A 14,449-nucleotide genomic window follows, 5' to 3' on the forward strand; every position below is an offset into this window, starting at 1 on the left:
CTGCGCCGGCTCAGGCCGTCAGTCGTCGCCGCGGTGGGCGGCGATGGCCTGGTCCAGAGTGGCGTGGTCGGCCCAGCTGCCGTGGAAGCCGAAGGGCACCCGGCTGGGGAGCTTGACCCGGGCCAGCGGGGTGCGGCGCAGGTCGGCCGCGTCGTGGATGAGCAGTTCGGTGAGGTTGGTGGTGCGGTTCCACCACAGGGAGAGCAGGTAGCCGTCGTCCTCGCCGCGGGCGTTCTCTCGGGGGACGAAGATCGGTTCGCCGGGGCTGGTCAGGCCGTCGGGGCCTTCCACGACGGTGGTGTGGTCGAGCAGGTAGTCGTGGCGGGCCAGGCCGTCGGACATGATGTCGTCGGCCAGGCCACGCGTGGTGACGAAGTAGCCGTAGCGGGTCGGCCGGCCCGTGTAGGCGTCGTTGATCTTCGGGAACTCGCCGAAGATGCCGCTGACCATCTCCTCCGTGGCCCGGCCGGTCGCCAGGTCCACGCACCACCGGTAGGGCTGGGCCGGGGGGAACCACTCGTGGGAGGTCACCGGCGTCCCGATGCGGTCGACGGGGGTGCCGAGCCGGCTGATGCGGTGGCCGTCGATGACCAGCCGGCCGTCCTGCTCGTAGGCGTTGAAGAAGTGGGTGTTGGCCCAGTGGCCGCCGAGCTCGTGCCAGGTGACCTCGCGGGTCTGACGGTTCATCAGGACGATCTGCACGCCGTGTTCGAGGGAGTTCTCGTCCCAGACCACGCCGGGCCTGCTCTGGGCCACCAGGTCGAACCGGAACTGGGCGGGCGTGACGAAGAAGATGGCGTAGGTGTCGCTGACGGCGAAGTCGTGCATGAGGACCGGGACGCCGATGTCGAAGGAGTGCGAGTCGATGATCCGGCCCGTCTTCACGTCGGCGCGGTACCAGGTGATGGTCGGTCCGACGGCGGCGAAGAACAGCATGTCGCCGGTGTCCGGGTCGGTCTTGTAGTGGCCGGTGCACAGGACGTCGATGCCGCCGTGGAAGTCGTACGTGTCCAGGGTGCGCAGGGTCTCGGGGTCCAGCGCGTGCGGCAGTCCGCCCTCGAAGTAGACGATCAGCTGGTCGTCGAAGAGGCCGGCGTTGATGTTGGCCACGTTCTTGGCGCGCGGGGCGCCCTCGGGCAGCCGGCCCGGGGTGCCGCCGTTGACGAAGCCGCTGTAGATCGCCTCCCCGGCCTCCACCTCGACCTTCATCGAGTCGGTCTCGACCCAGCGGGTCCGGTAGGCGGCCCTGCCCTCGCGCAGGTAGATGCCGCATACCATGCCGTCACCCTCCCACCAGTGGTAGCGGTCGGTGTTGCGTGGCTCGAAGCGGGGGTTGGAGGAGACGCGGAACAGCGCGCCCGCGAGGTCGGACGGTATCGCGCCGTCCACCTCCAGGTCGTACCCCTCGCTCTCCTCCGTCCAGGGGGCGAAGGGGCCGTTGAGGAACTTGTTGTCCGTGGACCATCCCGCTTCCGCGTGCGAGGACGCGGCGGCCTGTTCGGTCCGGCGGGGGACGACGGTCATGGGAGCAGGGGACATGGAGTTCGGGGCCATGGGGGTCTCCGTGTGGTTCTGTGAGGCGGGCCGTCAGAAGGGGTAGTGCGGGAGCTCGCCCCGGACGGTGACCCACTGCTGCTCGGTGAAGGCTTCGAGGTTGGCGGCGGCGCCGCCGTGCCGGGATCCGGTGCCGGAGTCGCCGACTCCGCCGAAGGGGATGACCGCCTCGTCGTTGACGGTCTGGTCGTTGATGTGGACCAGGCCGCTGGGGACGCGTTCCGCAAGGGCCAGGCCCTTCATGACGTCCCGGGTGAGGATGCCGAGGGACAGCCCGTACTCGGTCCCGGCGGCCAGGTGGGCCGCCTCGTCGAGGTCCTGGAAGGGGACGACGGGTGCCACGGGCCCGAAGATCTCCTGTGCGTAGGCGGGCGCGGTGAGCGGTACGTCGGTGAGCACGGTCGGCCGGTAGAAGAGGTCTTGGTAGGTGCCGCCCGCGGCCAGCCGGGCACCGGCCTCGACCGTCTCGGTGACGATGCGGTGGATGTTGTCGCGCTGCCCGGCGTCGATGACCGGGCCGAGGGCGACCTTCTCGGTGGTCGGGTCGCCGACGGTGAGCGCGTCGGCGTGCTGGGCGAGCAGGGCCGTGTACTCGTCGGCGACCGAGGCGTGGACGAGGTGGCGGCTGCTGGCCATGCAGATCTGGCCGGCGTGGACGAAGGATCCCCAGGCACCCACCGAGGCGGCCTTCTCGAGGTCGACGTCGTCCATGATGACGAGAGCGGAGTTCCCGCCAAGCTCCAGGTGGACCCGCTTGAGGTGCTGTGCGGCGGCGATACCGATGGCGCGCCCGGCCCGCGTGGAGCCGGTGAACGCGATCACGGGGATCCGCGGATGCTCCACCACAGCCGCGCCCACGTCCGCGCCGCCGGGCAGGACATGCAGTAGACCAGAAGGCAGGCCCGCCTCCTCGAAGACGCGGGCGAAGACGATCCCGCCGCTGATCGCGGTGCGCGGGTCCGGCTTGAGGACGACCGCGTTGCCGAGGGCGAGAGCCGGGGCGACCGCCCGCATGGCCAGGATGACCGGCACGTTGAACGGGGCGATGACGCCGACCACCCCGACGGGATTGCGACGGGCGAACGACAGCCGCTGCTGCCCGGAACGCAGCAGCTCACCGTAGGGGGCCCCGGCGAGGGCGGCGGCCTCGTGGCATTCCTCGGCACCACCGCTGGAGACCTGCAGCGCGGCGAACGGCCGTATCGCGCCGGATTCCCGCATCAACCAGGTCTCGATCTCCTGCTGGTGTTCCTCGAAGAGGCGCGCGGCGCGGCGCAGCACGGCGGCGCGGTCAGAGTACGGCCGGGCGGCCCATTCGCGCTGAGCCCGCACCGCCTTCTCCACCGCCTTGTCCACGTCGGCCGGGGAGGCGGAGCCGACGCTGCCCAGCGTCTTGCCGGTCGCGGGCTCGAAGGCCTGGTACGGCTCGCCCGAACCGCTGATCCACTCACCCGAGCCGGAGAAGATGCGGCCCTCCCAGGTGCTGCTGTCCAAAAGCGTCATGGTGTCCCGTTCCACTCAGTGCGTTGTGTCGCGAAGGTTATGTGTCGTGTCTCAAAGATGGCGAGGCAGGGCGATTTCTGGCCTCGGTCCCGTTTCATCCGCGGACCACCCGGCGCAGATCCCGGACCTGTCGCTGCCCGTTGACGATCGCTCGAGGCCGAGCACGGCATCGGTCGCCGGCACACCCGGAGCGGCGGCGAAGAGCAGAACAGACCGCGAGGAAGATGAAGTCGGCCTCGGCCTTCGGGGCGGCGGTGTCCGTGTCCTCTTGCGGCGCGGATGCAGACCCCCCGCACCGGCCGGTGCAGCTCGGCCTGCATCCGAACGAGCCATGGGCCCCCCAGTAGCGGTGTGAGCGGTTCTGGCGAGCTCTCCGAACAGCACATACGTCCCGCATATCCGGACTCGCCTAGTGTGATACAGGACGCTGCACTGAGAGAACGCACGACGTCAAGAGGCTTGACGCAGCAATTTCCGCTTTCTCGTTGGTTGACGCAAGCACCTACATCGACCTACTGTCCCATAATACAAGACTTGCGTCCTACACAAGGAGACACCTCGTGGCGATCACCGGGTTGGGTCACACCGGCTTCTGGGTCGACGACCTGGAGAAGATGCGCGACTTCTACGAACGGGTGCTGGGGCTGACCGTCACGGACGAGGACGAGGAGAAGGGCATCGTGTTCTTCTCCGCGCGGCCGGCGGAGGAGCACCATGAGTTCGTCCTGCAGCGGGGCCGCACCGCCCTTGCCGGCGCCATGCTCACGCACCAGGTGTCATGGCGCGTGGACACCCTGGAGACGATCATCGACTTCCACAGGCGCTTCCGCGCCGAGGGCATCCAGGTCCAGCAAGAGGTGACGCACGGCAACGCGATCGGGATCTACTTCTTCGACCCCGAGGGCAACCGCAACGAGGTCTACCTGCGCGTCGAGCGTGACGTCCGCCAGCCGTTCCGCAAGACACTCAACCTGGACCTCCCCCCGCAGGAGATCTTCGCCGAGGTCGAGCGGCTGCTCACCGAGGGCGGCCCGGCCTACCAGCCGGTGCAGTAGTCCGCACGACCGCAGGAAGGAACGTGCGGAGGAACCACGGAAGGCCCCTCATGACAGAACTCTCTGTACGGCAGCCCGCCGTGCTGATCGTCGGTGCCGGCCCGACCGGCCTGACAGCCGCCCATTTGCTGGGCTCCCGCGGCGTACGGGTGCTGCTGGTGGAACGCAACGCCACCACGAGCAACGACGCCAAGGCGATCAGTCTCGACGACGAGTCGCTGCGCACCTTGCAGTCGGCCGATGGCCTCGACGAGGCGGTCTACCCGATCCTCGTGCCGGGCACGGGAACCAGGTACTTCGGCGCCGACGGGCAGCCGCTCGTCCACGCTCGCGGCACCGGCGACCAGCGTCTCGGACATCCGTTCAAGAATCCCTTCGCCCAGCCGGACCTGGAACGCGTGCTGCGCGAGCAGCTGCGTCGCCTCCCCAACGTGGACGTCCGCTTCGACACCCGGCTGACAGACCTCACCGGGCACCCCGACCACGTGGACGTGTCGCTTCGCACGGGCGGGGGGGACGGGCCGGTCGAGGAGCTGGAGGTCTCCTACGTCCTCGGCTGCGACGGCGGCCGCAGCACCGTACGCGACCTGCTGTCCATCCGCATGCAGGGGCGCAGCTTCCCCGACGAGGTATGGCTGGTGGTCGACACCCTGGACGACACGCACGACCAGCGCTACGGCATGCACCACGGCAACCCGGAACGGCCTGTCGTCATCGTCCCCGGGCGGGAGGGACGCTGCCGCTACGAGTTCCGCATGAAGGCGGGCGAGTGCGAGGCGGGAACGCCACCTCCGTTCCCTCTGGTGCGCCGACTCCTCGAGCCCTACCGGCAGATCACCCAAGAGCAGGTCGAGCGCGCCGTCGCCTACAGCTTCCACGCGCTGCTGGCCGAGCGGCTGCGCGACGGGCGCTGCTTCCTGCTCGGCGACGCTGCGCACATGATGCCGCCGTTCGCCGGGCAGGGTCTCAACTCGGGTGTGCGGGACGCGGCCAACCTCTGCTGGAAGGTCGCCGAAGTCCTGGCGGGCCGGGCCGACGATGCGCTGCTGGACACGTACGACACCGAGCGGCGCCCGCACGCCCGGGCGGTGATCGACCTGTCCGTACGGCTCGGCCGGATCGTCATGACCACCAGCCGCCCCCGCGCACTGCTGCGTGACCTGATGGTGCGCACAGCCATGCGCACACGGCCGGGACACCGCTACCTCACCGAGATGCGCTACCGCCCCGACACCCGGGTCAGATCGGGTGCCGTCATCCCTCTGGACGGTCCGGGCCGGGGACTCGTCGGCACGATGCTGCCGCAGCCGCGGGTGCTGCACGGACCGCATCACCGCGTCACCCGGCTCGACGACATCCTCGGGCAGGGCTGGAGCCTTCTCGGGATCGGCCTGACGGACGCCGACTGGGCGGCCGTCACCCGCGCCGGCCTCCCGGACGCCGCCGCGGTGGACGTCTTCCTGGACGACCGGGCACCGCGTGACCGAGCGGGCCGGGAGGGCATCGCCGACGCCGACGGCCGCCTCGAAGCCCTCTTCACCGGACTGGACGGGCGCGTCGCACTCGTACGCCCCGACCGCCTGGTGGCTGCTGTCTTCACCCCCGAGCGGGCCAAGCTCGTCGCCGCGGAGCTGCGGCGCTTCACCGCCCACCCCATCACGGCCACCGTCCCTCCCGCGGCGACCGACCCCGCCCCCCATCCCCATGGTCAGCACGACCCCACAGGAGTATCCCGATGAGGCTCAGCACCGTCCGCGTCGCCGACGACCAGACCGCCGCCGCACGGCTGGAAGGCGAGGAACTCGTCCTGCTGCCCTTCTCCGACGTCGGCGCGCTGCTCGCCGCCGGCGACGACTGGCCCGAGCGGGCGGTTGCCGCAGGCGGCAAGCGCGTCCCCCTGGCCGAGGCGTCGCTCGCCCCACTCGTTCCCCACCCCAACAAGATCATCTGCCTGGGGCTCAACTACGCCACCCACATCAAGGAGATGGGCCGCCCGACCCCCGCCCACCCCACCCTCTTCGCAAAGTACGACGGCTCCCTGATCGGCGCCCACGACGACATCCACATGCCACCGGTCAGCAACGACCTCGACTGGGAGGCGGAGTTGGCAGTCGTCATCGGACGCGCGGGCCGCCATATACCGCGCGAGAAGGCCCTGCAGTACGTCGCCGGCTACACCGTCGCCAACGACGTCACCGTCCGCGACTGGCAGCACCGCACCCGCGAGTTCCTGTCCGGCAAGACCTTCGAGGCCACCACGCCGGTCGGGCCGGCGCTCGTCACCGCCGACGAAGTCCCGCCCGGCGCCTCGGGGTTGACCATCTCCTGCAGCGTCGACGGCCACACCATGCAGAAGTCCAACACCGCCGACCTGCTCTTCGACGTCGCCGACACCATCGCCTACGTCAGCACCATCATCACCCTGCTGCCCGGCGACCTGATCCTCACCGGAACCCCGGGCGGCGTGGGCGCCGGCCGCGACCCGAAGGTGTTCCTGCACCCCGGCCAGGAACTGGTGACGACCGTGGAGGGCCTCGGGGAACTGCGCAACACCGTCACCAAGGACCAGCTGTAGACCGGGCAAGCGGGCAGCCGGGCGCGACTTCCTCCTGCCCGCGCCCACCCGCTACAGTGTCTCGCATGTCAGGAAACGCGTCCCCCAGCTATCGCGACCGCAACTCCACCGCCGACCGGGCGCTGGACATCCTGACCATGTTCGATGACGTCAATCTGGTCGTCTCAGGGTCGGCCGTAGCGGAGCGGCTCGGCGTCGCGCGCTCCACCGCGTACCGCTACCTGCAGAGCCTGGTCGCCGGGCGCTTCCTCGAAGAGGCCCCCGGCGGTGGCTTCCGGCTCGGTCTGCGGGTGCTGGAGATCGCCCGGCTGGCCCGCCGCAGCTACGGTCTCTCCGAGATCGCCATGGCGTCGATGGAGGCGCTCGCCGAGGAGACGCACGAATCCGTACTGCTGACCCGCCGCACCGGCGACCTGGTGGTGTGCGTGGACCGCGCGGAAAGCACCCGCGCCGTACGGATCTCGTACGAACGCGGCAGCGCCCTGCCCATCAACGCCGGCGCCTCCGCCCTCGTCCTGCTGGCCTGGAGCCCCGACGACGAGGCCCGCCACCTGCCGGAGGCCACCGAGCTACGCCGGTTCACCTCGGCCACCCTCACCGACGTCGACGCGCTGATGGAACGCCTCAGCCGGATCCGCCGCCTCGGCTACTCGATCACCCGGGGCGAACTGGACCCCGACGTAGTGGGCATCGCCGCGCCCATCCGGGACGAGAACAAGCAGGTGGTGGCGGCGGTGAGCGTTGCCGCCCTCGCCTCCCGGGTCTACCCGGAGGCCGAGGCGGAGATCGCCCAGAAGGTCCTCGCCACGGCGGGCGAGATCAGCGAACGGATGGTCGTCGTCGCAGGCTGACACCGCCTGTGCGAGTAAGCATGGCCCTGGCGGGTGCCTGACGGTGCTGCGGGTGTCGCTGCCTTTTGGCCGTCGCCAGGACAAACGACAAGAACCGTCTGCCGAAATGCCAGGTGACGCGCGATGCTCTTTCTCACCGGCCCCCACGAACTCGCCGACGCCGTCGCCGCATTCGTGGGGGCACCCGTTTCCTCGGCCGAGAGACGTCAGGGGATGTCACCAACCGCGTACTCATCTGTCACGCCCAGTTGCGGATGGCGATGGCCCCGAGGGTGAGGCCGGTTGCCGTCTCGATGAGCGCGCGCCGCCCAGGGTGACATCAAGGACGCCGAGGTCGGTGATGATTCGGTGGACGCAGCGCTCGCCGGTGATGGGTGGGTTCATGCGGTGAGGATCTTGAGGCTGCCGCCCTTGCGTCATGTCATCAAAATGATGACAGACCGGCATCGTGGACGAGGTTTCATGGCGCCGAGCGGACCCTTGATCATCTTGCTGACCGCAGCAAAAGACGGCGGGACTTTACCCGGCATGGCGCCTCCATATGGCGGTATGCGGAAGCAGGCATGTCGGTCACGGGCTGGAAAGATCACTGACGGCGTGAAGCCGCTCTGGTCATACACAGACGGCGGTGTCCCGGAACCTGGCCGGATCAGGCTGCGGGACACCGCTCACGGCAGCTCACGGGCCTCGGTGGCCCGCTGAGGCGTCAGCGGACCGGTAGCGGCAGGACGCGCCGATAGCCGAAAACGGCCACTGCACCCACCACAACGTGCATCACCATCAGCGCCACGATGGCCAGCGGACCGCTGCCGGCCATGCCCCCGCCGAGCAGAGCCAGGTCGGGAATGAACGAGACGACCACGACAACGGGCGCCAGCCAGCGCAGCAGGCCCGTCGGATTCTTGGCCGCACGACGGATGATCGCCCAGCCGACGGCACCGAGGAGGACGCCGATCACGGTCAGCGGCACATAGGCGGACGGAGTCAGCGGGGCGAAGTCGTGCGACGCGCCGCCCGCATGCGCAACGAGGGCGACCACCGCGTTCCCCAGGGAGGCGGCGGCAGCAGCCGCGAGCAGCCCGCCGACCACGGTCAGGGCGCTCGGGCGCTGGGCAGGTGCGGTGGACTCGACGGCATCGGAGACGGAACCAGGCACGGGGACCTCCTAGATGGGTTCGAGAAGCGAGCGCCGCCCTCTGGGGACGCTTGACGCTTCAAACACTCAGACAATACGGCGGACTGTTTGAAAGGGCAAACAGACGATCCAGGCCGGCCCCCATGACTTCCACCTGCCGGCTCACTCCCGAAAAGATGGGAGCCTGGATGAACTTGAGACTTCGTAACCGGGAGGGCCCACTACCTCAGGGACGTCCATACGGCCGGGCATACCGCGTCCGCAGTACATGGGCGCTGCCGCACACGGGTGACGTGTTCGGTCGAGCTCGTCCTTACGCTTGGGGCATGAGAGCCCTCGGTGCCCGCGGCGAGGTCCGCCTGCGTTCCTGGTGGCAGGAGTGCGTACTCGTCGTGCTGGTCTGTGTGGTCGCGGCGATGTCGATGAACCCGCCCGTCTCCGGCGACGCCGCGACACGCTTCACCCTGGCGGGCTTCATCCTGCCCGCCGCCGGCGGCGTATCACTGCTGTGCCGGAGGCGAGCACCGTGGTGGACGCTTGCTGCGCTCACCCTGGTGACCGTGGGCTCCCAGGCGGCCGGTCACGCCGCGCTCCCGTTCATACCCGCGCTCATCGTGGCCATGTACCACGTCGCGCGGTGTTTCGACCGCAAGCCCGCCTGGACCGCCGCTCTGGTCGTCATGGTCAGCCTGCTGACCGCATCGATGGCCTGGGGCAGCGGACCGCTGTTCGGGCCCCAACGGGTGGTTCCCCTGACCTGGGTAGGGTTGGCCACGGCCATCGGATACGCGGCGCGCATCCGGCACGCCTATGTGATCGCGCTGGAGGAGCGCGCGCTGCGGGCCGAGCGCACCCGGGAGGAGGAAGCGGAGCGACGGGTCGCGGAGGAACGTCTGCGCATCGCCCGTGAGCTGCACGACGTGGTCGCGCATGAGCTGACCCTGATCACCACCCAGGCCGGTGTCGCCCTCCACCTGGGCGAGCGAACCCCCACCCTGGCGACCGAGTCGCTGCGCAGTATCCGGGACGGTTCCAAGCAGGCGCTCGACGAGTTGCGCACCATGGTCGGCCTGCTGAGCAGGCCCGGGGACGACGCCGATCCGCTTCGCGACCCGGTGCCCGGGCTCGACCGCGTGGGCGAACTGGTCCAGTCGTTCGCCCACGCGGGGCTGAAGGTCGAGGTCGAGCGGGAGGGCGAGAGACAGCCCGTGCCCATGGCTGTGGACGTGGCCGCCTACCGCATCGTCCAGGAGGCGCTCACCAATGTCTGCAAGCACGCCGGAGCCGGAACAGCCCGCGTACGGCTGGGCTTCGGCCACGACAGCCTCCGCGTCACCGTGGAGAACGGCCCTCCCGCCGTGGTGTCGCCGGTTCTCCGCGGCCTGGACGCCGGCGGCACCGGGCGCGGTCTCATCAGCATCCGGGAGCGCAGCGCAGCGGTCGGCGGCCGGGCCACGATCGGCCCCGACTCGTCCGGGGGGTTCGTCGTGGAGGTCAGGCTGCCGTTGGGCCGCGCCCGTGACACCGGTCGGGAGGCGGAATGACGATCCGCGTCGTCCTCGCCGACGACCAGGCCCTGCTGCGCGGCACGCTGCGGCTCCTGGTGGACAACACGCCCGGCATGGAGGTGGTGGGCGAGGCCGCCAACGGCGCCGAGGCCGTCGAACTGGCACGTGAGCAGCGGGCCGACGTGGTGCTGATGGACATTCGGATGCCGGTGGTCGACGGCCTGGAGGCCACTCGGATACTCGCCTCGGACGAGCGGACCGTCGACGCCAAGGTGCTGATCCTGACCACTTTCGAGGTGGACGAGTACGTGGCGGAGGCGATCCGGGCCGGCGCCAGCGGATTCATCGGCAAGGGCACCGACCCGCAGGAGCTGGTGGACGCCATCGAGACGATCGCCAGAGGCGAAGCCCTGTTGTCCGCTACGGCGACCAGGGCGCTGATGGCCCGCTTCCAGCGGCACGTCGAGCCGGTCTGGAAACAGCAGACCGAGCGCCTGCACGTCCTCACACCTCGCGAGCAGGAGATCCTCACCCTGGTCGGCCGTGGGCTGACCAACGACGACATCTCCGGGCGGCTCCATCTGAGCCCGCACACGGTGAAGACACACATCAACCGGGCGATGACCAAACTCAAGGTCAGCGAGCGGGCGCAGCTCGTGGTCATCGCGTACGAGAGCGGACTGATCCGGCCGGGCGATGGGCCCTGAGGATGACGGGCTACCGCGTTCGCGGTAGCCGCGATGCACCGCAGTGCTCCGACGACAGGCGGCGCGGCGGACCGAAAGGCTGGGCCCGACGCGGCACGTGCACACCGACCGCGCCGCTCTAGCTCATCCCCGGAGGACCCTCGCATGTCTTGGCTGTCCAGGATCAGCCTCGCCAACAGAAAACTGGTGGCACTGATCACGATCATCGTCATCGGCGTGGGCGCGTACGGCGCCTCTGCGCTGAAACAGCAGTTGCTGCCCGACCTGTCGATCCCCACGGTCGCCGTGACCGCGACATATCAGGGTGCCTCGCCCGAGGTGGTGGAGAGCCAGGTCGTCAAGCCGATCGAAAGTGCCGTGCAGGGCGTCTCCTCGGTCAAGTCGGTGACCTCCACCTCGCAGCAGGGCTCGGCCCAGGTGTCCGTCGAGTTCAACTACGGTGCCGACCTCACCAGCAAGGCGAACGACGTACAGACGGCCCTCTCCAGAATCTCGTCCCAGCTGCCCAGCGGCGTCTCGCCCCAGGTGCAGACGGGCAGCACCGACGCCATGCCGACGATGACGCTGGCGGCGAGTTCCGACCAGAGTTCGCAGCAGCTGGCGAAGGCTCTCCAGGACACGGTCGAGCCGAAGCTGAAGCAGGTCTCCGGGGTCAACAAGGTCACTCTCTCCGGGGAGACCGACCGGCAGGTCGTCATCACCCCCGACGCCGGCAAGCTGAAGAAGCACGGCCTGACCACCCAGTCGATCAGCTCCGCGCTGAGTGCCGACAACTCCACCTCGGCCGCCGGATCGGTGACCTCGAACCACAAGACCGTCAGTGTCCAGGTCGGCGATTCGATCTCCGCCCTGCAGCAGATCGAGGGCCTGTGGCTCAGCCCGTCCAGCTCGTCCACCGGTTCCTCGTCCATGGGCTCCGCACAGAGCGGGTTCGCGGGTTCGGCGAGCGGCAGCGGGACCACCACCTCCTCGTCCGCGGCACCCGTGCAGCTGAAGGACGTGGCGTCGGTGTCGCTGCAGAGCGCCACCGTCACCTCCGTCACCCGCACCGACGGCCGGTCCAGCCTGGGCCTGTCCATCACGCTCAGCCAGGACGGCAGCTCCTCCTCCGTCTCCACGGGCGTCCGTGACAAGCTCTCCGACCTGGAGAAGACCCTCGGCCATCAGACGAAGCTGACCGTCATCTCGGACAACGGACCGCAGGTGCACAAGTCCGTGGTCGGCCTTCTCGAAGAGGGCGTGCTCGGCCTCTTCATGGCCATGATCGTGATCCTGATCTTCCTCCGGTCGGCCCGCTCCACGCTGGTCACGTCCGTGTCCATCCCGCTGTCGCTGCTGATCGCGATGATCGGGCTCTGGTGGCAGAGCTACTCGCTGAACATCCTCACCCTCGGGGCGCTCACGATGGCCGTCGGACGCGTCGTGGACGACTCGATCGTGGTGCTGGAGAACATCAAGCGCCACCTCGGCTACGGGGAGGAGAAGAAGCAGGCCGTCCTCACCGCGGTGCGCGAGGTCGCCACCGCGGTCACCGCCTCGACCATCACCACCGTCTCCGTCTTCATTCCCATCGGCCTGGTCAGCGGCCTGGTGGGACAGCTCTTCCGGCCGTTCTGCTTCACGGTGGTCGTCGCCATGCTGGCCTCGCTGCTGGTCTCGCTGACCATCGTGCCGGCGCTGGCCTACTGGTTCCTCAGGCCTCCCAAGGAGGCCGCGGGAACGAACCCGGAGGAGTTCCGCCGCCGGGCCGAAGCGGAGGAGCGCGACAGCCTGCTCTCCCGGCGCTACGTTCCCGTCGTCAACTGGGCCGTGAAGCACCGCAAGTCCGTGATCGCCATGGCCGTCGTCGTGTTCGTCGTCACCGTCAGCCTGCTCGGCACCCTGAAGACCAGCTTCCTCGGCAACGACAGCTCAAGCTCCCTGAGTCTGACCCAGACCCTGTCGGCGAACACCGACCTCGAGACCACCGACGCGGCGGCCAAGAAGGTCGAGAAGATCCTCGCGCACGAGGACGGCGTGTCCGCGTACCAGGTCACCATCGGTTCGCAGGGCGACTCCGCCATGTCGTTCGGCGGCGGTTCGAGCGGCAGCAACAGCGCCTCCTACACGCTGGCCCTCAAGAGCGGCACCGACTCCTCCGCCGTCGAGGACGATCTGAAGTCGAAATTCGACAAGCTCAGCGGCATCGGCGACATGTCGTTCACCCAGGCCGGTGTGGGCGGCTCCAGCAGCGACATCGAACTCACCCTCAAGGGCCAGGACGAAGCTGCCCTGAGCACCGCGAGTCAGCGCGTCGTGAAGGCGCTCGACAAGGTCGACCAGGTGACCGGGGTGACGAGCGACCTGGCCAAGGAGGCGCCCGAGATCTCGGTCAAGGCCAGGGGCGAGGCGGCCGCCGAGTACGGGGTCAGCGACTCCACACTGGCCTCGACCGTCAGCCAGGCTCTGCAGGGCACCACCGCCACCCAGGTGACCTTCGACGACACCCAGCACGACGTCGTCATCAAGAACGCCGACAACACCCCCGACACCGTCAGCGCCCTGAAGGCACTACAGGTCAGCACCTCGCAGGGTGAGGTCCGCCTGGGCAAGGTCGCCACCGTCACCCAGGTCGAGGCCCCCGTCAAGCGCACCCGCGTCGATGACAGCCAGGCCGTCACCATCTCGGCCACGCCCGTCGGCGACAACACGGGCGCGGCCAGCACCGCGGTCGAGAACGCCGTGAAGAAGGTCGACCTGCCCTCGGGCGTCACCTACTCCATGGGCGGGGTCACCTCCAGCCAGAGCGGCGCCTTCTCCTCGCTCATCCTGGCCATGGTGGCGGCGATCGCGCTCGTCTTCCTGGTGCTCGTGGCGGTCTTCCGCAGCATCCGGCAGACGCTCGTGCTGCTCGTGTCCGTCCCGTTCGCCTTCACCGGCGCCTTCCTCCTGCTCGCCGTGACCGGTACGCCGCTCGGGGTCGCCGCGCTGATCGGCCTGCTGATGCTCATCGGCATCGTGGTCACCAACGCGGTAGTGCTCGTGGACCTCGTCAACCAGTACCGCGAGCAGGGCATGCCCGTCATCGAAGCCGTCCAGGAAGGCGGCCGGCGCAGGCTGCGGCCCATCCTCATGACCGCGCTGGCGACCATCTTCGCCCTCACCCCGATGGCCCTCGGCATCACCGACTCCGGCGGGTTCATCTCCCAGCCGCTCGCTGTGGTCGTCATCGGTGGGCTGGTCAGCTCCACGGCACTGACCCTCCTCCTGATCCCGACCCTCTACACCATGGTCGAGACCCGCCGCGAACGCCGCAAAGCCCGGCGCGCGGCTCCTGAACCGGCTCAGTCTCCAACCCTCGTGTCCTGATCCGACGTCTCCGGATCCCCCCTTTCGCCCACCGGCACCCGCGGGCGAAAGGGGGGACCTTGCGCTGTCGTGCCGTACCGGCTGGACAACGCCGAGTGGCGGGCTCGTTGCAGGGAAAGCCGGTTCGCCACCAGGGCGGACGGACACCCGCCTTCGATCTGGCTGCGGCTCCGCGACAGCCGGCGATCACCTTGCGGGTGCTCCCCATGGCAC

Annotated in this window: 10 protein-coding genes; 7 read left to right on the forward strand and 3 right to left on the reverse strand. The window is 69.2% G+C overall.

Features of this window, described 5'->3' with window-relative positions; translation table 11 throughout:
* Positions 1-18: 18 nt before the first annotated feature.
* Both ACFY6U_RS00160 and ACFY6U_RS00165 read right to left on the reverse strand, forming a co-directional pair.
* Positions 19-1,524 (reverse strand): carotenoid oxygenase family protein, encoded by a 1,506-nt coding sequence (locus ACFY6U_RS00160; RefSeq protein WP_390034298.1) that lies wholly within the window; start codon positions 1,522-1,524, stop codon positions 19-21.
* Positions 1,525-1,587: 63 nt separating this feature from the next.
* On the reverse strand, positions 1,588-3,057 hold the full coding sequence (locus tag ACFY6U_RS00165; RefSeq protein ID WP_390034299.1) for a benzaldehyde dehydrogenase: 1,470 nt from the start codon (positions 3,055-3,057) through the stop codon (positions 1,588-1,590).
* A 560-nt stretch (positions 3,058-3,617) separates the two neighbouring features.
* Here ACFY6U_RS00165 and ACFY6U_RS00170 point away from each other — a divergent pair.
* From ACFY6U_RS00170 to ACFY6U_RS00185, 4 genes are all read left to right on the forward strand, one after another.
* Positions 3,618-4,112 carry a VOC family protein gene (locus ACFY6U_RS00170; RefSeq protein ID WP_390034300.1) on the forward strand — a complete coding sequence of 165 codons (495 nt, stop codon included), beginning with the start codon at positions 3,618-3,620 and terminating at the stop codon, positions 4,110-4,112.
* A gap of 50 nt (positions 4,113-4,162) precedes the next feature.
* Positions 4,163-5,851 carry a bifunctional 3-(3-hydroxy-phenyl)propionate/3-hydroxycinnamic acid hydroxylase gene (locus ACFY6U_RS00175; protein WP_390034301.1) on the forward strand — a complete coding sequence of 563 codons (1,689 nt, stop codon included), beginning with the start codon at positions 4,163-4,165 and terminating at the stop codon, positions 5,849-5,851.
* The gene (locus tag ACFY6U_RS00180; RefSeq protein ID WP_390034302.1) at positions 5,848-6,687 is read left to right on the forward strand and encodes a fumarylacetoacetate hydrolase family protein; all 840 of its coding nucleotides are present in this window, start codon (positions 5,848-5,850) and stop codon (positions 6,685-6,687) included. The genes ACFY6U_RS00175 and ACFY6U_RS00180 overlap by 4 nt, the downstream gene beginning before the upstream one ends.
* A gap of 65 nt (positions 6,688-6,752) precedes the next feature.
* A complete protein-coding gene (locus ACFY6U_RS00185) occupies positions 6,753-7,538 on the forward strand; it encodes an IclR family transcriptional regulator (protein WP_390034303.1) in 786 nt (261 codons plus the stop codon).
* Positions 7,539-8,244: 706 nt separating this feature from the next.
* Here ACFY6U_RS00185 and ACFY6U_RS00190 read toward each other — a convergent pair.
* Positions 8,245-8,694: a DUF6069 family protein gene (locus ACFY6U_RS00190; RefSeq protein ID WP_390034304.1), complete on the reverse strand. Its 450-nt coding sequence runs from the start codon at positions 8,692-8,694 to the stop codon at positions 8,245-8,247.
* A gap of 305 nt (positions 8,695-8,999) precedes the next feature.
* On the opposite strand from ACFY6U_RS00190, the gene ACFY6U_RS00195 reads away from it, so the two are divergent.
* From ACFY6U_RS00195 to ACFY6U_RS00205, 3 genes are all read left to right on the forward strand, one after another.
* Positions 9,000-10,217 (forward strand): sensor histidine kinase, encoded by a 1,218-nt coding sequence (locus tag ACFY6U_RS00195; RefSeq protein WP_390034305.1) that lies wholly within the window; start codon positions 9,000-9,002, stop codon positions 10,215-10,217.
* A complete protein-coding gene (locus tag ACFY6U_RS00200; protein ID WP_390034306.1) occupies positions 10,214-10,888 on the forward strand; it encodes a response regulator in 675 nt (224 codons plus the stop codon). Before ACFY6U_RS00195 ends, ACFY6U_RS00200 begins: the two co-directional genes overlap by 4 nt.
* A 144-nt stretch (positions 10,889-11,032) precedes the next feature.
* Entirely contained in the window at positions 11,033-14,236 is a 3,204-nt protein-coding gene (locus ACFY6U_RS00205; protein ID WP_390034307.1) for an efflux RND transporter permease subunit, read from the forward strand.
* Positions 14,237-14,449 lie beyond the last annotated feature (213 nt).

Source organism: Streptomyces sp. NPDC013157 (assembly GCF_042899865.1).
Taxonomy (GTDB): Bacteria; Actinomycetota; Actinomycetes; order Streptomycetales; family Streptomycetaceae; genus Streptomyces.

What these genes read in the sequence shown, in the direction of transcription:
- ACFY6U_RS00160 (WP_390034298.1), bottom strand. Translation starts at nt 1,524, where the DNA reads ATGACCGTCGTCCCCCGCCGGACCGAACAGGCCGCCGCGTCCTCGCAC.
- ACFY6U_RS00165 (WP_390034299.1), bottom strand. Translation starts at nt 3,057, where the DNA reads ATGACGCTTTTGGACAGCAGCACCTGGGAGGGCCGCATCTTCTCCGGC.
- ACFY6U_RS00175 (WP_390034301.1), top strand. Translation starts at nt 4,163, where the DNA reads ATGACAGAACTCTCTGTACGGCAGCCCGCCGTGCTGATCGTCGGTGCC.
- ACFY6U_RS00180 (WP_390034302.1), top strand. Translation starts at nt 5,848, where the DNA reads ATGAGGCTCAGCACCGTCCGCGTCGCCGACGACCAGACCGCCGCCGCA.
- ACFY6U_RS00185 (WP_390034303.1), top strand. Translation starts at nt 6,753, where the DNA reads ATGTCAGGAAACGCGTCCCCCAGCTATCGCGACCGCAACTCCACCGCC.
- ACFY6U_RS00195 (WP_390034305.1), top strand. Translation starts at nt 9,000, where the DNA reads ATGAGAGCCCTCGGTGCCCGCGGCGAGGTCCGCCTGCGTTCCTGGTGG.
- ACFY6U_RS00200 (WP_390034306.1), top strand. Translation starts at nt 10,214, where the DNA reads ATGACGATCCGCGTCGTCCTCGCCGACGACCAGGCCCTGCTGCGCGGC.
- ACFY6U_RS00205 (WP_390034307.1), top strand. Translation starts at nt 11,033, where the DNA reads ATGTCTTGGCTGTCCAGGATCAGCCTCGCCAACAGAAAACTGGTGGCA.